The sequence below is a fragment of the Demequina sp. B12 genome, from assembly GCF_028823635.1.
Lineage (GTDB): Bacteria > Actinomycetota > Actinomycetes > Actinomycetales > Demequinaceae > Demequina.
This window is the reverse complement of record NZ_JAPEHU010000001.1, coordinates 133,405-150,891: the sequence shown is the minus strand read 5'-3', so window position 1 is coordinate 150,891 and position 17,487 is coordinate 133,405. Positions and strand designations below refer to the sequence as shown.

The following is a 17,487-nucleotide window of genomic DNA, read 5'->3' as shown; positions in this document are numbered from 1 at the left end:
GGTCCTTCCCGCAGGTTCGCTGGCCAGTGTAGGGGCGTGGCTACGGGTCCCGATAGGCAAGTGAAGGCTTGCATGCCAGTGAGGACTTGCCTATCGTTGACCTGTGACGGATGTGTACGACGCGCTCGCGGCTCCGACCCGCCGCGCGATCCTCGATGCGCTGGCCGCAAACCACACCGAACAGACGCTCTTCGAACTCCTCAACCGTCTTCGCTACGACCACCAGATCACTCTCACGCGGCAAGCCATCTCCCAGCATGTGCAGGTGCTCGACGACGCCGGCCTGGTGCATCGGCGGCGCCACGGCCGGACCGTCCTACACCGCTTCGACCCCACCCCACTGGCGCAAATCGCGCAACGCTGGCCACTTCCTCAGGAGGAATCATGATCCGCATTCATCTCGCATCGGTGTTCGTCACAGATCAGTTGCGGGCCCGGGACTTCTACACGTCCGTGCTCGGCTTTGAGTTGCGCCAGGACATCGACATGGGAGACGGCAACCGCTGGCTCACCGTTGGCAACCCTGGGGAGGAGTCCTTCGAACTTCTCCTGGAGCCCGCGGCGCACCCGGTCGTTGGGCCCTATCAGGACGGTCTTGTCGCTGACGGTATTCCAGCGACATCCTTTGCTGTGGACGACTGCCACGGTGAGTATGAGCGGCTTGTGGGCTTGGGAGTGGAGTTCACGCAGCCCCCGACTGTCATGGGGCCGGTGACCACGGCCGTGTTTGATGACACGTGTGGCAACCTCATCCAGATCGCTCAAGTGAACGTGCCAGCGTAGCCACGGGGCCAGGCCTCACCGCGTCGAGCTTTCCAGCGGGCTTGCGGTGACGTCCTCGTGGTCGTGTCTCCGGGTGGCGCTTCGCTTTCTTAGGAGCCACGGCACGCTAGTCAGCGCGATAAGTGTCAGGTTGGCGACAGCCATCGCCGCGACAATCACGCCGCCGATGAGGAGGAAGACGCCGATCTGGCTGGGCTGAGTCCAAATCGACAACCAACTGTCCGCCACGAGGAACACTGCACTCCCGCATGCGAATCCGCAGCCGGCTCCGACGAGCGTGCCGATCCCCTGCGGGAGTGCGAGCCGCAGCACAGTCGCGGCCCGAGTGTCGCGGGGGCTCAGGCCCAGGGCCGATGCTGTGGTGGAGTCCGCGTTCGACATCCGTTGCGTTCCGGCGAACACTGCGGCGCAGAGCGCGGAAGCGATGATCAGGACGGTCACGATGACCTCGCCGCCGCGCCAGAGAAACGCGAAGCTCTCGGTTGCCTTCGCAAGTGTGAGGTATGCAGGCGTAGCGCCGTACCAGTACGCAGCAGTGACGGTACTCGCGGCTCCGACGCCCGCGATTCCAGTCGTGGTGACCATCTGCACCACCATGAGCGCGGCTGCCTGGCGCGGGTGGCCGTGCATGTCGAGCCCGGCTCTGATGGCTGCGGGGGAGCGGCGGCGGAGCAGCCACCCTCCCAGCCACACTGCCAAACGGCGCGAACCCTCCACCATGAGCGTGAACGTCAGGATTGCGAAAATGCTCGCAGCGATCCAGAACGGGGTGAGGGAACCTGGTGAGTAGTCGGCGAGGATCCAGACCACCACGCCTCCCGCCACGAGCCAGCCAGCGACGACCGGCCAGATGGTCACGCGGCGACTGAACTCCACCTCGTCCACCGCCTTGGTGTCCTGCAACGCAGCTGCGGGTGGGACGCGCGTAGCGAGCAGCGCAGGCAGGCCCGTGATGAACAGGCCCAACAGCATGGATACCAGGGTGATCGTGCCGATCTGGATTGCAGAAACATCGATCCCGACCGGGGGTGGTGCCGCCAGGCTTGCGTACACGTTGTTGAGATGGAGCTGCGCGACCGCGATGCCCCCAGCGATTCCAAGGGCGGCCGCCACGATGCCCATCAGAGCGCCCTCGATGATCGTCGCGACCGCAACCGTGCCACGCGTGGCACCGAGTGCACGGGCGGTCGCGGTCCACTTTGCGCGTTGCTGCGCCTGGGCGCGTCCCGTTGCGGTCGCCGTGACCAGCACGCCGCCCACCATGATGATGCACAACCACACCGGCAACACTTGGAGCGGCCCCGAGGAAGTGGAGAAGGACTCCGCCCCGGCGAAAACGGGTGAGGCACCAGTCGTGGGAGTGGCGTGGTCCCACCTGATGGACATCCACACTGGTCCACCCCGTGATGAGTCCGTGATGAGGGGATCCGCGATGTTCAGGTAGAACGGTTCCGGAAACTGTTCCACGCCGGCCCAGTTGGTCTGGTCGTATGACAGGCCAGAGATCGTGCGTGTCTCCACCACAGCCAGAAGGGGTGCATCAGGGTCGAAGTCCGAGGTTGTTGTGCCGCCTCCGGATGTCGCGACTCCAACGTTGACCGTGTCGCCGACAGCGAGGCTGTGCGCTTGGGCGGCGTGAGCGGGAATCACGATCTCGCCCGTCGCGGGCGGACTGCCGTGGGCGACGGTTGTCGTCCAAGCGTCCTCGCCGACCAAGGCGTAGACGAGCTGGAACTGGCCGTTCGTGATGCGGTCGGTGACGTCAACCTCGGCCTCACTGACGGGCATCCAGGTTGCTTCTCCGTGCGCTTGCGCCATCGCGTGGGCACCTTCGCTGTTCGCCTGATCGACCACACTCACCAGTTCATTTGCGGTGACAGCAACGCCAGGGCTTCCTGGGATTGTTGCGCTGTCAGCTTCCGACACGAGCTCGCTGTAGACCGTGAACTGGCGGTCGATGCCAGGACCGTAGTTGGCGGCCGACGTCAGCGCGCCATCAGTCGCGGCGGCACTCCAGGCGTAGGTCGCGAGTGCGGCAGCGGCAGCGAGCAGGGCCGTCGTCCAAGCGACGTAAACCCGTTGCGCTTTGAGCTGCTGACTGACGAGTGTCCGGATCATGCGACGCCTACCTTCTGTGCTTCCACGAGTTGCTGCGATGGGCTGAGACGGTCCATGCGGATGCGAATCAGGAGCGCTCCCAGCATGGCGAATGCACCCATGCGGTTCATCGCTGCACCCCCGCCAGTGCGTCGAGCCCGGCGAGCACGGCATCGGGTGTGGGGTCGGTGATGTGGCCGTCCACACGCCCGTTGGCGAACAGCAGGACTTTGCCGGCGTAGGACGCGGCGGCGGGGTCATGTGTGACCATGACCACGGACTGTCCCAGTTCCCGGCATGAGGTGCGCAGGTGGGACAGGATTTGGGCACTGGCGTGGGTGTCCAGGTTGCCGGTGGGCTCGTCAGCGAGCACCACGCGCGGCCGGGTGATCAGCGCGCGGGCGATGGCGACCCGCTGCTGCTGACCACCCGACATTTCGTAGGGCCGGCGCTCAAGTTCGCGCTCGATGCCCAGCATGTCGACCAGGGTCGACAGCCATTCTTTGTCGTGGGGGAGACGGTTGAGCCGGAGCGGCAACTCGATGTTGTCGCGTCCAGACATGGTGTGGATCAGGTTGAACCCTTGGAACACGAACCCCACGACGCGTCCACGGACGCGTGCGAGTTTCTTGTCGTTCAGTGAGGTGAGTTGGTCGTTGCCGACCCACACCTCTCCTGAGTCGGGACGGTCCAGTCCCGCAAGCAGGTGCACCAGGGTGGTTTTGCCGGAGCCGGAAGGCCCCATGACCGCGGTGAGTGTCCCGCCGGGGATGTCCAGGTCCACGTGATCGACGGCGGTGACGGCTGCGTCGCCGGCGCCGTAGGTCTTGGTGAGGCCCCGCGCGGTCAGTGCGACGGGAGTGGCTGTGGTGTCAGGTGTGTGATCCCCCATGCCAGGAAAGGTACTCGCGGCAGCGTGCAGGGCGCATCGTCCCTAGGGATTCTCTTGCGCGTGCGGAGGTGATACCCAGGTATTACGGTCGCACGAGCCCACACTCGTACGCGGTCACCACGGCTTGAACGCGGTCGCGTGCGCCCAACTTGGCCAGCACTCGCCCCACATGGGTTTTGACCGTGGGTTCAGCGAGGAACAGCTCCGCGCAGATTTCTTGGTTGGAACGGCCCTTGGCCATGAGGACCAGCACCTCGCGCTCGCGGTCGGTGAGAGCGTCTAGGGCCGATGCGTCGGCGGGTTCCGTGTCGAGTTGCGCGACCTTGGTCAACAGGCGACGGGTGGAGGAGGGGGCGATGACGGCGTCTCCTGCGGCGACGGTGCGGATCGCGGCCAGCAGATCCTCCGGGGGTGCGTCTTTGAGGAGGAACCCGCTCGCTCCCGCCTTGATCGCAGCGAGCACGTACTCGTCGAGGTCGAAGGTGGTGAGCATCACCACACGGGTGGGGGTCGCTGCGGTGAGTTGACGGCACGCTTCGATGCCGTCCATGCCGGGCATCCGCACGTCCATGAGCACCACATCGGCGGCTGGTTCCAGCGTGCTGAGGGTGGCCACAGCATCGGCCCCATCACCGGCCTGCGCCACGACCTCCATGTCCTCTTGCGAGTCCACCACCATCCGGAATCCCGCACGGATCAACTGCTGGTCGTCGACCAGCGCCACCCGAATGCTCATCAGCCCTCTTCGGGGTGAGGCTTACCTGGGGTGACGGGCGGGAGGGCGGACCAGGGGAAGGTGATCCACTGGTCGGTGCGCTTCCAGACATAGTCGGGGTTGATCACGGAATGTGATTTGGCGTACAGCACCACGGTGCGGACCTCACCCGCGTGCTGTTCCATGAGGCGCTTCACCAGCGCGAGGGTTTCGCCGGTGTCGGCCACGTCATCGGCGACCAGAACCTTGAGGCCAGCCATCGCGTCGGTGTCGAGCAGCGGCGGAAGCACCACCGGCTCGGGCAGACGGGAGTCAACCCCGGTATAGAACTCGACGTTCAGCGTGCCCACACCTTTGGTTCCCAACGCATACGACAGGGCTCCACCGATGGGTAGGCCACCACGCGCCACCGCCACCACTACATCGGGTTCAAAGTCGTCGTCGACGACAGCCTGCGCGAGTTCCCGGGACGCATCTCCGAACCCTTGCCATGTCAACACTTCCCGGTCTGTGGTCACTGCTGTGCTCCTTCATGTGTCAGTTGCTGCGTGGAGGACTCCGCGGCGGTGTCCTCCTGTGCAGATAGTGCTGTGGTGGTCGACGCCGCCAACGGCAGGCGAACCTTCACCACAAATCCTCCCCCGGCGCGCGGCCCTGCGCTCACCGTGCCCCCCAACACTGTCGCGCGTTCCTTCATCCCGGCGATGCCCTGGCCTTCGCCGTCGTCACGCGCCCCCGCACCCCGGCCGTTGTCGGACACCCACAGTTCCACGGCATCGTCCATCCACGTCAACTGCACATACGTGGTGGCTTTGGGGCCTGCGTGCTTGAGTACGTTGGTGAGCCCCTCCTGGGTGATGCGGTACAGCGCAAGACCAGCACCAATGGGTAGTGTGCGAGGCGTCCCTGTGGTGACGAAACTGCATTCCAGCCCACCCTCGCGGGTCGCGGACACAAGCGCGGGAATGTCATCCAAGCTGGGCTGCGGGCCGAGCGCCGCATCTTCATCGCCCATGCGCAGCAACCCCAACAGGGCGCGCATTTCCGTCAGCGCCGCACGGCTCACCTCAGCGATGATGTCCAAACTCTTGGCGGCCGATGCGGGATCCGCCTTCGCAGCAAAACGACCACCGTCCGCTTGGGCCACCACTACAGACAAGGTGTGCGCGACCACGTCATGCATCTCGCGCGCGATGCGCGCACGTTCCGCAGTTGCTGCGAGTTGGCGTTCTGTCTCACGTTCCGCGGCGAGCTGATGCTCAAGCCGGTAGACCCTGCGACGCGTGGCCTGCAGGTTGATCGCGAAAAGGCTGGCACCCACCAGCGCTGCCACCAGCGCAGCGGTGAGAACCCATTCCATCTGCATACTGTACGCGCTGGTCGGGACCGCCGAGTGGGACGTTGCGACCGGAAGGAGTGGCGTTAGCGGCGTCGTTTCGCGTTCGCGTCACGTTCACGGCGACGCAGGTCAGACAACGCCGCCACGGCATACCCGAACGCCTGCCCCATTGTCAGGATCACCGTGATCGTGAGGAACGCCATCACCGTGCCGTCATTGAGTTGCCCACCCCAGCCCTGTGCAAACAACTGCCGGATCAAGGCGCCCACCGCCAGGCCCGCGGCCGTCGCAGCAAGCCCGTCCCTCACTCCCAGCAGAAAGTTCATGGACGGCTTGGATTGACGTGACGTAGGGGCCGGGTTCGTGGGGTCCACGGTGGCGAGCCACGAGCGCCGTGCCCAGCCTGCGAGCAAGCCAGCCAGCAGCACCGTCGCAGGGGTGGACAACATGATCATCAACGCCCACCACCCCGACTCCACAATGCCGGAGTCGTCGCTCACGATCAGCGGCGGTGTCGCGAGGGCACCGAGCAGTGCAATCGCAGCCGTCTGAACACTTGCTCTCCACTTACTGGTTAGCACCTTCGCTCCTCACGAACCTTCGTGGGCGGGAGCCTACCCTCTTCACAACCACGGACAAATGAGGTCTGATGGAACATAAGCCTCATGCGCTGAGGGCAAGCGGCCGATGAAACAGGTATGGCAATGGTGCGAGATCGAAACGAGAACCCCGAGGTGCTCGACCAGGTCGCCCGCGGCCTGGGGGAAAGCGAGCACTTCTCACCTGACGTGCGCGCCGATCACGACGGCCTTCCCGGACGCCGTGGCGCTCGCAGCAACCGTGCCGGATCCGGCGGTGCTCCCGTCCCCATCGACGATGCTGGGGTGCTGGACTGCGGAACGTCACGCCGCGACGGTTTTACCCACGTGCTGTGGCTCGACCGCGGTGCGGTCTCCGAATCACTCGCCGATGCCTTAGCCGCGTCCCCGCTCGTGGCCCGTGTGGAGTGGGAAGGCACCGAGCTGCTTCACGTCGAAGCTCCAGGCGCCGCGCACGGTGACTTGCTGCTCGAAGCGCGACGGCTGGCGCGCCGGTAGCCGGCGGTTGGTTGTGGCGCCACACGCGGTGGCGCCAGCTAGGTTCTCCGAGAGGTGCGCCGGGCCTCCAAATTGATCGGTGCAACTGGGATTTCCGACCGTGTGCCAGGATGAACGGGTCGAGCACATCCAATCCACGGGGGGCTTTCCTTGACTCACAGGCACGGACGCTTGATTCCGCTAGTTCTTGGCGCGTCGGTTCTCGCACTTGCTGCATGCAGTGCTGACGGCGCGGTTGACACCACAGCTTCTCCCACAGCGCCGGCCGCCACCACCGTGGCGGAGGCATCTGCCCCAGCCCCGAGCAGCATAACCCCTACCTCGGAAGAATCTGCCCCGATAGCCGGATCGGAGTGGGTGTCGCAGCTGGCGACCGCCACTGTCCGCAATCCCGAGGGACTGCGCTGGCCGTCCGAGCAGTATGCGCTCGGGTCGGATGATTCGACCCCCGCAGAGTTGGTGCTCCCCATTCCGTTCGCCGCCCCCGGATGGGCGGGATACAGCGGCACCATGCGTTGGCCCTACCTGGGAGACGACCCCGGCCCCGAGTACGGCGACTACCCCTACGAGGTTCTGATCACGGATGCGGTACCGCCGTACTTCGAGGACATGGCTGCGATCGACCTCGCCGGGGCGACGGTGCAAGCGCTCGGAGCTGACGGGGTACAGCTTGATGTTCATCTCATCGACGATGGACTGATGACCTACGAAACCCCTGATGGTGACTCGGGGGCCTGGCTCGTTGTCGCCGTCGACTCAGATCAGTACTCGGAACATTCCGGATGGGCACTGTGCCGGTTTCACCTCACCCCCGACAACACCAACCCTGCCAAGTCCGTTTACTGCAACGCCGCCGACGACCCCTTTGTGATGCGTGATGGCGGTCGAACCCTCTACCGCTACCACTGGGGTGTTGAGCCGGACGGCACGCTGACGGAAGTTGTCGCGATGCTCGACTTTGAAGACACTACCCAGATCAGTGCCTCGTCACCGGGCTTCGTCGCCACCTTCGACCCGGACGCGAGTCCTTACACCTGGGAAGGTTCCACGCTCGACGGCGTAGCCGTGTGGCAGGACCAGCCAGATCTCGAACCTGGTTCTGAGCGTGACGAGGCCCTTCGTCAGTTGACCGTCACATGGGATCTCCCTGAAGACCCCGAGCTCTACACGCCATAAGTTCCAGCATCGCAACCGGGCGCCGTTGATACGGCGCCCCGTCCGACGCATCGGCCCGAGGAACTCGCGCGCGCCGGTAGGATTCGTGCGTACCGGCCACACACCCAAGGGATGACATGACGGACGCACCCGGAAACCAGAACCTCGACACCGTTGAGGACGCTGCTGCCACTCCAGACCAGGAGATGCCTTTCGCGGAGTTGGGCCTCAAGCCTGACGAGTACGCGCAGATCGTGGAGTTGCTGGGCCGTCGCCCCACTGCCGCAGAGTTGGCGATGTACTCCGTGATGTGGTCCGAGCACTGCTCGTACAAGTCGTCCAAGATTCACCTCAAGCAGTTTGGTGAGAAGACCACCCCAGAGATGAAGGAACGTCTCATGGTGGGCATGGGGGAGAACGCCGGTGTTGTTGACATCGGTGACGGCTGGGCCGTGACATTCAAGGTGGAGTCCCACAATCACCCGTCGTATGTGGAGCCCTACCAGGGTGCCGCGACCGGTGTGGGCGGCATCGTGCGCGACATTCTCGCGATGGGTGCCCGTCCCGCGGCCGCGATGGACGAACTGCGCTTTGGTGACATCGACCACCCCGACACTTCCCGCGTGGTCCACGGCGTTGTGGGCGGCGTCGGTGGCTACGGCAACTCGCTTGGTCTGCCCAACATCGGCGGCGGATCAATCTTTGACCCCAGCTTCCAGGGAAACCCCCTGGTCAACGCCCTGTGTGTGGGTGTGATGAAGCATGAGGACATTCACCTTGCTTCCGCTCACGGCCCGGGCAACAAGGTGGTCCTGTTCGGTGCGCGTACCGGCGGTGACGGCATCGGTGGAGCGTCGATCCTGGCCTCGGAGACCTTTGAAGACGGTGTCCCGGCCAAGCGTCCCTCCGTCCAGGTGGGTGACCCGTTCATGGAGAAGGTGCTCATCGAGTGCTGCCTTGAACTGTTCCGCGCGGACGTCGTCGAAGGCATTCAGGACTTGGGTGCTGCGGGTATCTCGTGTGCGACCTCTGAGCTCGCCTCGAACGGTTCCGGCGGCATGCACGTATGGCTGGACGACGTCCTGCTGCGCGACCCCACGTTGAACGCCGGCGAGATCCTGATGTCGGAGTCGCAGGAACGCATGATGGCGGTCGTGACACCGGAGAAACTCGACGCGTTCATGGCGATCACCCGCAAGTGGGACGTGGAGTCCTCGGTGGTGGGTGAAGTGAACGACTCTGGCCGTCTCACCATTGACCACCACGGCGTTCGCATCGTTGATGTGGATCCGCGCACTGTTGCCCACGAAGGCCCCACGTACGACCGTCCGTACGCACGCCCCGCGTGGATGGATGGGCTGCAGGCCGATGCTTTCCAGGGTCCGCTGCCCGAATCCGGCGACGCTTTGCGTGCGGCTGTGATTGACCTGATGGCGTCGCCCAACATGGCTGACCGTTCGTGGATCACCAACCAGTACGACCGTTACGTTCAGGGGAACACGGCGATGGCCCGTCCTGATGGCGTGGGTGTGATCCGTGTGGATGAGGAGACTGGTCGCGGTGTGGCGATCGCTACCCGTTCGAACGATCGCTTCACCAAGTTGGACCCTTATGAGGGTGCGCGTCAGTCCGTTGTGGCGGCGTACCGTGCGGTTGCTGTGGCGGGTGCGACGCCCACAGCCATCACTGATGGGTTGAACTTTGGTTCGCCCGAGGACCCGGATGCGATGTGGCAGTTCGTTGAGGCGATCCGTGGCCTCGCGGACGTGTGCAAGGAACTCGCTGTGCCGGTGACCGGTGGAAACGTGTCGCTGTACAACGGCACCGGTGAGGCGGGCCGCATTGACTCGTCGATCAACCCCACCGCGATCGTGGGCATGCTGGGCATTTTGGATGACGTGGAGCGAGTGACCCCGGCGGGTTGGCGTCAGGATGGTCTGATTCTGTACGTCTTGGGTTCCACCGGTGCTGACCTGAACGGTTCGCGGTACTCGCAGATCCACGGACACTTGGGTGGTTTGCCTCCGGTCGTGGATGTCGCGGCAGAGAAGGTGCTGGCCGATGTCATGGTGGCCTCCTCGCGTGACGGGTTGGCTGATGCTGCCCGCGAGATTGGTGACGGCGGCCTGGCTGCTGCGCTGGCGCACGCGTCGCTTCGCTATGGCGTGGGTGCGCGTGTGGTGCTCGATGAACTGTGCGAGCGCGACGGTGTGACTCCTGCGGAGGCGTTGTTCTCCGAGTCGCAGGGCCGCGTGTTGGTGGGCATCATCCGTGAGGACGAGCCTCGTTTCACGGCGATGCTTGAGGCGCGTGGCGTGCCCGCCGTGCGCATTGGCTACACGGTTCCGGAGGAGTCGCTTGAGGTGCAGGGTCAGTTTAATCTGCCGTTGAGCGAGCTGCGTGCCGCTTGGTCGGAGCCCATCCCTGCGCGCTTTGCGTAGTCGTTGAGGGCTTAAGGTCGATGGCTGCTCGCCGACGCATCGCTCTTGCTGAGGGCCGCGCTGCTGTGCGCGCGTGGCTCGATGCTGGCGGCGATGCGTCTGGTGCGGCCGGCGTTGATCGTTCCACCACGGCGACGGCGGTGCGGTTCCTTCTTGAGGAACTTGCGGCGACAGCGCCCGGCAACTCGCTTGAGGTGCGTGTCCCGCCGTTCGGTGCCACGCAGTGCATTGAGGGTCCCGTCCATAGGCGTGGCACTCCGCCTGCGGTGGTGGAGGTGTCCGCCGGGGTGTGGCTAGCGCTCGCCACCGGTCGCCTGCAATGGGCCGATGCTGTGGCTGAGGGTGTGGTGGACGCATCGGGGGAGCGGTCTGACTTGTCAGGGCTGCTGCCGTTGGTCGAGTCGTAGACTGGGCGCGTGACTACTCCCCAAGAGCCCCGCGACGTCCCCGCGAACTCGGATTCGTCGCCGCTGCCCAAGGACGTTGAGCGTGATGCGGTGCCTGCCCAGTTCCGTTTGGCTCCCAGGTTCGCCCGTGTGATCGGCACGGGCGCCGTGCTGGGTGCCGTGGCGGGCATCGTGATTGCTGTGGTGTTGCCGAACAGCACTGGCGTGGGGACGTTCACTGTGGCGCTGCTGATGGGTGCTGGGCTTGCTTTGATGGGTGGCTTGGTGGCTGGTGTGATCGCGGTCGGGATGGATCGTGGCACCGTGCGTGACTACAAGGCTCACCGTGATGCCTCCGGTGATGCCGCGGACTCGTCCACGTCCGACTGACGCCTGCCCTTCACCACCGCCTCACGTCTCTCTCTCCCCCCCGCAGCCCCCCTGTCACCTTGCCTCGTCGCTGACCCCCGGCATCGTCGCTGACCCACGGCATCGTCGCTGACCCACGGCATCGTCCCCCGCCCGCCCCTCTTCTCCGCGAGATGGCTCCATTTGGCTGTTTTGGGTTGCTAAAACAGGCATTTCTTGCCACTCGGGCGCGGGTTGGTGGCGCTGGCCCGATGCGTGTGCGCGGTCTCCATGTGGGCGACCCGTAGGCGCCTGAGATAAGTCGGAATGGGCAACTAAAGCGCGGAAATCTGGCGCGTTTACGATCGAAATGCCAGTCGAAACGTATCGATGTTTCGATTCTGTGACGGAACTTGCATCGCCTTACTTGGGCCTGCGTAAAGTCTCGCTCAGCACCCCTCCACCGGATGGGTGTCAGCACACATAGCCGTGTGACGGAGTTGTCGCACGGCGACCTTCCGAAAGGACCAATGATGATCCGAACAACGGGACGCAAGCGAGTCATCGCTGCCGCCTCGATGGTCGCCGGACTCTCGCTGCTGGTGGCGGGTTGCTCCGACGCTGAAGAATCGACCGACGACCCCACGACCGACGCGACGACCTCGAGCGAAACCACCGACAGCGCAAGCGCCGGTGTCAAGACCGACCGCGAACTGGTCGTCTGGGCAGGTGCTCAGACCCCCATCAACCAGACTTTCAACCCCTTCGTGCCCGAGGTTCAGCACCTCGCGCTCGGCGGTGTGTACGAGTCGCTCTTCTACTACAACAAGGCAGGCGCTGGCGACCCCAAGCCCCTGCTCGGTGAATCCTTCGAGTGGAACGAGGACGGCACGCAGCTGACCATCTCGATCCGCGAAGGCGTGAAGTGGAACGACGGTGAAGACTTCACCACCGACGACGTCATCTACTCGTTCACCAACTCCATTGCCGGCCCCGACTACATCACCGGTGCCGAGGCAACCGACGACTCGACCGTCGTCCTGACCTTCGACGAGCCCCAGTTCACCAACGAGCTCTCCGTGCTCGGTCTGACCTGGATGATCCCGCAGCACGTGTGGGCAGACATCGAAGACACCGCCCTCGAGTTCGCCAACCTTGAGCCCGTCGGCACCGGTCCGTACACGATCGGCTCGATCTCCGACGCCAACTACACCGGTGTCGCCAACCCCGACTACTGGGCAGGCGAGCCGAACGTCACCAACGTTCGCTACATCGGTATCGACGGCAACCAGTCCGCTGAGGACCTGCTGCGCACCGGTCAGATCGACTGGGTCGGCATGTTCGTGCCGGAGCCCGACGGCCTGATCGACGCTGGCATCGGCTACATCAACACCCCGCAGGACCCCGCCGTTCTGTACACCTGCTCCAACGCCGACCTCGGCTGTGAAGGTGACCAGACCGACGTGGCCGTTCGCCAGGCACTGAACCTCGCGATCGACCGCACCGCGATCAAGGACAAGGCGTTTGTCGGCCTCACCGGCACCATCTCGCCCACGTTCGCGCTGCTGGGCCGCGACGACAAGTGGATCTCGCCCGACGTCGAGGCAGAATCGCCCCAGTCGCCCAACATCGAAGAGGCTCAGGCCATCCTCGAAGAGGCCGGCTACACCAAGGGTGACGACGGCTTCTACGCCAAGGACGGCGACCCCATCGAAATGTCGCTGACCTCCGTTGACGGTTGGACCGACTTCAACAACGCCGCCAAGCTGATCGAAGAGCAGGCTGCAGCAGCCGGCATCAAGGTCACGGCAGCAACCGTGTCCTGGAACGAGTTCGCAGACGGCCGTACCAACGGCGACTACGAGCTCATCATGGGTGGAATGATCGGCACCTCCGTGGCCGACCCCTTCCAGCTGTACAAGGACTGGCTGGGTGGCGACGCCACCACGCCCGCCGGCACCGCACTCGAGCCCGGTGACTGGAACTTCTCGCGCTACGACAACGACATCGTGAACGAGCAGATCCAGGCAGCCGCAGCCACCAACGACGAGGCCACCAAGATGGAGGCCTACGCCGTGATTCAGGAAGAGATCGTCCGGGACCTGCCTTACATCCCGATCGTGATCAACGCCACGCAGACCTTCTACAACCAGACCGACTACACCGGCTGGCCCACGGAAGACAACCTGTTCGCCTTCCCGCCCGCATGGGGCTCCGGCGCAGCAGGCGTGGTGCTGTCTAGCCTCGGCGGCGCTGAGTAATCGGTTCTAGCTGACATGGAGAGGCGCCTGATGGAACACCCGCGCACCCTAGCGTGGCCGCAGACCAAGGAGTTCGGACGATGAGATATATCGGTCGCAGATTGGTCATCTACGCAGTCACACTCTGGGCGGCGATATCGCTCAACTTCTTCCTCCCGCGACTGTTGCCCGGAGACCCCGCGGCAATTCTGATCGCGAAGATGAGTAGGAACGGCGATGTCACCGATGCGCAACTGCAGTCCATCAGGCGCCTCTTCGGCAATCCTGAAGCGTCACTGTGGACCCAGTACATCGAGTACTGGCAGCAACTCTTCAGGGGAGACCTCGGCACCTCGGTGTCGTTCTACCCCACGCCTGTCACCGAGCTGATCGGCGCGGCTCTGCCGTGGTCGATCGGCCTGGTGGGCATGGCCACCATCATTTCCTTCACCGTCGGAATCGGGCTCGGAATGTTCGCCGGCTGGAAGCGTGGCACCTGGGTCGACCACATCGTCCCCTCCACCACGCTCCTGCAGTCGCTGCCGTACTTCTGGGTCGCGATGGTGCTGATCTACTTCTTCTCGGTACAGAACCAGTGGTTCCCCATCATCGGTGGCTACAACGTCTTCATGTTTAACGGCCCCGAATGGAGTTGGGACTTCGTAGGCTCCGTGGCCTATCACGCGGTCTTGCCCGCCACCACGATCGTGATCTCCTCGGTCGGCGGATGGCTCCTGGGAATGCGCAACATGATGGTCTCTACGCTCGGTGAGGACTTCGTGGTCACCGCTGAAGCCAAGGGCCTCAAGAAGCGCCGCATCATGACCACCTACGCAGCGCGCAACGCCATGCTTCCCTCGATCGCCGGTTTCGGTGTCGCACTCGGATTCGTGGTGGGTGGCTTCGTGGTCATGGAAACCGTCTTCAGCTACCCCGGAATCGGCAAGCTCATGATCACCGCAGTGCGCGGCAACGACTACGCACTCATGCAGGGCGTGTTCCTTGTCATCACACTCACAGTGCTCGTGGCCATGTTCATTACCGACATGATCTACGGACTCATCGACCCGAGGGCGCGCCAGAATGTCTGATGTAGCAACCACCACCTCCGTGCCGCCGGCCGACCCCGCAGAGGTCGACAAGGGCAAAGACGAGACGCGCCGCGTCCGTAGGCCCGTCAACGGCAAGTTCATCATCGGTGCGACGATGCTGTCGCTGATCGTGCTCTTTGCGATCTTTGGCCCCATCATCGCCGAGTTCGACCCCCGTAACTCGAACAACCCCGTCCTGGTCCCACCGGACTCCACCCACTGGCTGGGCACCACGTCGCTCGGCTACGACATGTTCTCCCAGATGGCCACAGGTGCCCGCACCTCGCTCATGGTGGGAATCGTCGCCGGTCTGATCGCCGTCACCCTGTCCATTCTGTTCGGTGTGATTGCCGGATACGTGGGCGGACTGACCGATGAAATCCTCACCCTGGTCATCGGCGTCATGCTGGTGATCCCTGGCCTGCCGCTGACCATCGTCATCTCCTCGCTGGTACCCGGACGCTCCGGACTGCTCGTGGCGGTGATCCTGGGTATCACCGGATGGGCCGGCGCTGCAGTGGTGCTGAGATCCCAAGCGCAGTCACTCAGAAACCGTGACTATGTGTCCGCGTCGCGCATCGCAGGCGAAAAGCCACTACGCGTCATCGGCGTGGAAATCCTCCCCAACCTGCTTCCCCTCCTCACCGGGCAGTTCCTGTTCGGCGTGATCTTCGCGATCCTCGGTGAAGCCGGACTCTCCTACCTGGGACTTGGACCCACCGGTTCGATCTCCTGGGGCACCATCCTGAACGAAGCTCAGGCTGGTGGCGCATTGACCCGTGGAGCATGGTGGTGGTTCGTACCGCCAGGCATCGCCGTGGCACTGGTGGGTTGCTCCCTTGCACTCATCAACTTCGCCATTGACGAAGTCATTAACCCCAAGCTCCGTTCGGCACCGCTCGAGGCACGCCGTGTGCGCAAGGCGAAGGCCGCTGCACGTGCCCAGAAGCGCGCCGACCGCGCCGCCAAGAGGCAGGAGGCCAAGGCATGAGTGAGACGCAAGCCACCAAAGAAGCACCGGCAGACGTCACCCCAGAACCCACGGAAGCCGAGAGCGCAGCTGTGGAAGTAGACGCCCCCATCACCGACGCGGAAGCGACGTCCCACGCGGACGACTCCGCCGGCGCATCGGCCGAAAGGGACGTCGTTGTCACGGCCCGCAACGTCTGCATCGAATATGAAGTGGACCCGATCGTCAAGGCCGTCCGCAACGTAGATCTCACCATCTACCGTGGTGAGATTCTGGGCCTGGCCGGCGAATCTGGCTGTGGCAAGACCACGCTGGCCTACGGCATCAACCGTCTGCTCAAGGCACCGGCATTGATGACCGATGGCACGGTCACCTTCCACGACAAGGATGGCGACGACATTGACGTCCTAGCGCTCGAAGGCGATGACCTCCGTGCGTTCCGTTGGGACAAGGTGTCGATGGTGTTCCAGGGAGCGATGAACTCCCTGAACCCCGTGATCAAGATCCGTAAGCAGCTGTTCGACGTCTTCACCACTCACCGTCCCGGCATGACCAAGGTCGAGATGGAAGGCCGCGCCCGCGAACTGCTATCGCTCGTGGGTGTCGATCCTGACCGTGTGAACTCGTACCCCCACGAGTTGTCCGGCGGTATGCGTCAGCGCGTCATGATCGCCATGGCGCTCGCTCTCGAACCGCAGCTGATGATCATGGATGAGCCCACCACCGCACTGGACGTGGTGGTTCAGCGCGGCATCATCCGCGAGATCATGCGTCTGCGCGAGATCTTCGGATTCGCCGTCATCTTCATTACTCACGACCTCCCGATGCTCCTCGAGATTTCGGACCGCGTGGCAGTCATGAAGGAAGGCAAGATCGTCGAGCGGGGCACCTCCCAGGAGATCTACACCAACGCCCAACACGAGTACACGAAGAAGCTCCTCAGCTCCTTCCCCAGCCTCACGGGCGAACGCGGTGCCTTCGTGCGCGGCGGAGAGGACCAGTGATGACCGACACCCCCCAGTCCGACTCCACGCAGGACAAGAAGAGCGGGACCCTCGAGTTCCGCAACGTCGTCAAGGAGTACCGGGTACGCGGCGCGCACAAGACCTTGCGCGCGGTCAACGACGTGTCCTTCACGCTTGAGCCAGGCAAGACCATCGCGCTCGTGGGTGAGTCCGGCTCAGGAAAGTCCACGATCGCGAAGACCATCCTCCAACTGGAACGACCCACGTCCGGTGAAGTCCTCATCGACGGTCGCGCGGTGCCCAAGCGCGGGCCTGCGCTCAAGCGATACCGCAAAGACGTCCAGATGGTGTTCCAGGACCCATTCGCGTCGCTCAACCCGTTCCACACCATCGCCCACCACCTCGAACGCCCGCTGCGCATTCACAAAGCGGTCGAGCCCGGGCAGACCGTGGACGAGCGGGTGATCGAACTCCTCGAGCGCGTCAACCTTGAGCCAGCCAAGGACATCGCCAAGCGCCGTCCCCACGAGCTCTCAGGTGGACAGCGTCAGCGCGTCGCTATCGCACGCGCGCTCGCCCCCGGAAGTCGCTTCCTCATCGCAGACGAACCTGTCTCCATGCTCGACGTGTCGATCCGACTCGGAGTGTTGAATCTCCTGGCTCGACTGCAGCGGGAAGAGAACCTCGGCGTTCTCTACATCACCCACGACCTCGCCACCGCGCGCCACTTCTCTGACGAGATCATGGTGATGTACCGCGGTGATGTCGTGGAGCGCGGACCCTCCGACGAGGTGATCCTGAACCCGCAGCACGAGTACACCAAGACGCTGCTGCAAGCAGCCCCGGACCCGGACCGTCTGGGACAGATGCGCGATGAGGTGCGCGCATCTCTCACCGACTCCGGGACCTGAAAAACTCCCAGCGGTCGGTGCCCCGACGTAGAGAAGGGCGGCGGGGCATCGGCCGTG

At 64.1% G+C, this 17,487-nt stretch carries 18 protein-coding genes; 12 read left to right on the top strand and 6 right to left on the bottom strand.

Features of this window, described 5'->3' with window-relative positions:
- Positions 1-103 precede the first annotated feature (103 nt).
- On the top strand, positions 104-388 hold the full coding sequence (locus ON058_RS00810) for a helix-turn-helix transcriptional regulator (protein ID WP_274667128.1): 285 nt from the start codon (positions 104-106) through the stop codon (positions 386-388).
- On the top strand, positions 385-783 hold the full coding sequence (locus ON058_RS00805) for a VOC family protein (protein WP_342452936.1): 399 nt from the start codon (positions 385-387) through the stop codon (positions 781-783). Before ON058_RS00810 ends, ON058_RS00805 begins: the two co-directional genes overlap by 4 nt.
- 15 nt (positions 784-798) lie before the next feature.
- Here the strand turns inward: ON058_RS00805 and ON058_RS00800 are convergent, their stop codons facing one another.
- The 6 genes from ON058_RS00800 to ON058_RS00775 form a co-directional block, all read right to left on the bottom strand.
- Positions 799-2,901 carry an FtsX-like permease family protein gene (locus ON058_RS00800; protein WP_274667127.1) on the bottom strand — a complete coding sequence of 701 codons (2,103 nt, stop codon included), beginning with the start codon at positions 2,899-2,901 and terminating at the stop codon, positions 799-801.
- Between the two features lie 106 nt (positions 2,902-3,007).
- Positions 3,008-3,772 carry an ABC transporter ATP-binding protein gene (locus tag ON058_RS00795; RefSeq protein WP_274667126.1) on the bottom strand — a complete coding sequence of 255 codons (765 nt, stop codon included), beginning with the start codon at positions 3,770-3,772 and terminating at the stop codon, positions 3,008-3,010.
- Positions 3,773-3,854: 82 nt separating this feature from the next.
- A complete protein-coding gene (locus ON058_RS00790) occupies positions 3,855-4,508 on the bottom strand; it encodes a response regulator transcription factor (RefSeq protein ID WP_274667125.1) in 654 nt (217 codons plus the stop codon).
- A complete protein-coding gene (locus ON058_RS00785) occupies positions 4,508-5,005 on the bottom strand; it encodes a phosphoribosyltransferase (RefSeq protein WP_274667124.1) in 498 nt (165 codons plus the stop codon). Before ON058_RS00785 ends, ON058_RS00790 begins: the two co-directional genes overlap by 1 nt.
- A complete protein-coding gene (locus ON058_RS00780) occupies positions 5,002-5,847 on the bottom strand; it encodes a sensor histidine kinase (RefSeq protein ID WP_274667123.1) in 846 nt (281 codons plus the stop codon). The genes ON058_RS00785 and ON058_RS00780 overlap by 4 nt, the downstream gene beginning before the upstream one ends.
- Before the next feature lie 62 nt (positions 5,848-5,909).
- The gene (locus tag ON058_RS00775; RefSeq protein WP_274667122.1) at positions 5,910-6,407 is read right to left on the bottom strand and encodes a hypothetical protein; all 498 of its coding nucleotides are present in this window, start codon (positions 6,405-6,407) and stop codon (positions 5,910-5,912) included.
- Positions 6,408-6,530: 123 nt separating this feature from the next.
- On the opposite strand from ON058_RS00775, the gene ON058_RS00770 reads away from it, so the two are divergent.
- From ON058_RS00770 to ON058_RS00725, 10 genes are all read left to right on the top strand, one after another.
- Entirely contained in the window at positions 6,531-6,923 is a 393-nt protein-coding gene (locus ON058_RS00770; protein ID WP_274667121.1) for a hypothetical protein, read from the top strand.
- 357 nt (positions 6,924-7,280) lie between these two features.
- Positions 7,281-8,099 (top strand): hypothetical protein, encoded by an 819-nt coding sequence (locus ON058_RS00765; RefSeq protein ID WP_274667120.1) that lies wholly within the window; start codon positions 7,281-7,283, stop codon positions 8,097-8,099.
- 116 nt (positions 8,100-8,215) lie between these two features.
- Positions 8,216-10,519: a phosphoribosylformylglycinamidine synthase subunit PurL gene (gene purL / locus ON058_RS00760; RefSeq protein WP_274667119.1), complete on the top strand. Its 2,304-nt coding sequence runs from the start codon at positions 8,216-8,218 to the stop codon at positions 10,517-10,519.
- Between the two features lie 20 nt (positions 10,520-10,539).
- On the top strand, positions 10,540-10,926 hold the full coding sequence (locus tag ON058_RS00755; protein WP_274667118.1) for a sterol carrier family protein: 387 nt from the start codon (positions 10,540-10,542) through the stop codon (positions 10,924-10,926).
- A 9-nt stretch (positions 10,927-10,935) separates the two neighbouring features.
- Entirely contained in the window at positions 10,936-11,295 is a 360-nt protein-coding gene (locus ON058_RS00750; protein WP_274667117.1) for a hypothetical protein, read from the top strand.
- A gap of 488 nt (positions 11,296-11,783) precedes the next feature.
- On the top strand, positions 11,784-13,514 hold the full coding sequence (locus ON058_RS00745; protein WP_274667116.1) for an ABC transporter substrate-binding protein: 1,731 nt from the start codon (positions 11,784-11,786) through the stop codon (positions 13,512-13,514).
- Positions 13,515-13,594: 80 nt separating this feature from the next.
- Entirely contained in the window at positions 13,595-14,584 is a 990-nt protein-coding gene (locus tag ON058_RS00740; RefSeq protein ID WP_274667115.1) for an ABC transporter permease, read from the top strand.
- On the top strand, positions 14,577-15,575 hold the full coding sequence (locus tag ON058_RS00735) for an ABC transporter permease (protein WP_274667114.1): 999 nt from the start codon (positions 14,577-14,579) through the stop codon (positions 15,573-15,575). Before ON058_RS00740 ends, ON058_RS00735 begins: the two co-directional genes overlap by 8 nt.
- Entirely contained in the window at positions 15,572-16,558 is a 987-nt protein-coding gene (locus ON058_RS00730) for an ABC transporter ATP-binding protein (protein WP_274667113.1), read from the top strand. Before ON058_RS00735 ends, ON058_RS00730 begins: the two co-directional genes overlap by 4 nt.
- Complete coding sequence (locus ON058_RS00725) at positions 16,558-17,430, top strand: ABC transporter ATP-binding protein (RefSeq protein ID WP_274667112.1); 873 nt, start codon at positions 16,558-16,560, stop codon at positions 17,428-17,430. The genes ON058_RS00730 and ON058_RS00725 overlap by 1 nt, the downstream gene beginning before the upstream one ends.
- The last annotated feature ends 57 nt before the right edge of the window (positions 17,431-17,487 follow it).

What these genes read in the sequence shown, in the direction of transcription:
- ON058_RS00805 (WP_342452936.1), top strand. Translation starts at nt 385, where the DNA reads ATGATCCGCATTCATCTCGCATCGGTGTTCGTCACAGATCAGTTGCGG.
- ON058_RS00800 (WP_274667127.1), bottom strand. Translation starts at nt 2,901, where the DNA reads ATGATCCGGACACTCGTCAGTCAGCAGCTCAAAGCGCAACGGGTTTAC.
- ON058_RS00795 (WP_274667126.1), bottom strand. Translation starts at nt 3,772, where the DNA reads ATGGGGGATCACACACCTGACACCACAGCCACTCCCGTCGCACTGACC.
- ON058_RS00790 (WP_274667125.1), bottom strand. Translation starts at nt 4,508, where the DNA reads ATGAGCATTCGGGTGGCGCTGGTCGACGACCAGCAGTTGATCCGTGCG.
- ON058_RS00780 (WP_274667123.1), bottom strand. Translation starts at nt 5,847, where the DNA reads ATGGAATGGGTTCTCACCGCTGCGCTGGTGGCAGCGCTGGTGGGTGCC.
- ON058_RS00770 (WP_274667121.1), top strand. Translation starts at nt 6,531, where the DNA reads ATGGTGCGAGATCGAAACGAGAACCCCGAGGTGCTCGACCAGGTCGCC.
- purL (WP_274667119.1), top strand. Translation starts at nt 8,216, where the DNA reads ATGACGGACGCACCCGGAAACCAGAACCTCGACACCGTTGAGGACGCT.
- ON058_RS00755 (WP_274667118.1), top strand. Translation starts at nt 10,540, where the DNA reads ATGGCTGCTCGCCGACGCATCGCTCTTGCTGAGGGCCGCGCTGCTGTG.
- ON058_RS00745 (WP_274667116.1), top strand. Translation starts at nt 11,784, where the DNA reads ATGATGATCCGAACAACGGGACGCAAGCGAGTCATCGCTGCCGCCTCG.
- ON058_RS00740 (WP_274667115.1), top strand. Translation starts at nt 13,595, where the DNA reads ATGAGATATATCGGTCGCAGATTGGTCATCTACGCAGTCACACTCTGG.
- ON058_RS00735 (WP_274667114.1), top strand. Translation starts at nt 14,577, where the DNA reads ATGTCTGATGTAGCAACCACCACCTCCGTGCCGCCGGCCGACCCCGCA.
- ON058_RS00730 (WP_274667113.1), top strand. Translation starts at nt 15,572, where the DNA reads ATGAGTGAGACGCAAGCCACCAAAGAAGCACCGGCAGACGTCACCCCA.
- ON058_RS00725 (WP_274667112.1), top strand. Translation starts at nt 16,558, where the DNA reads ATGACCGACACCCCCCAGTCCGACTCCACGCAGGACAAGAAGAGCGGG.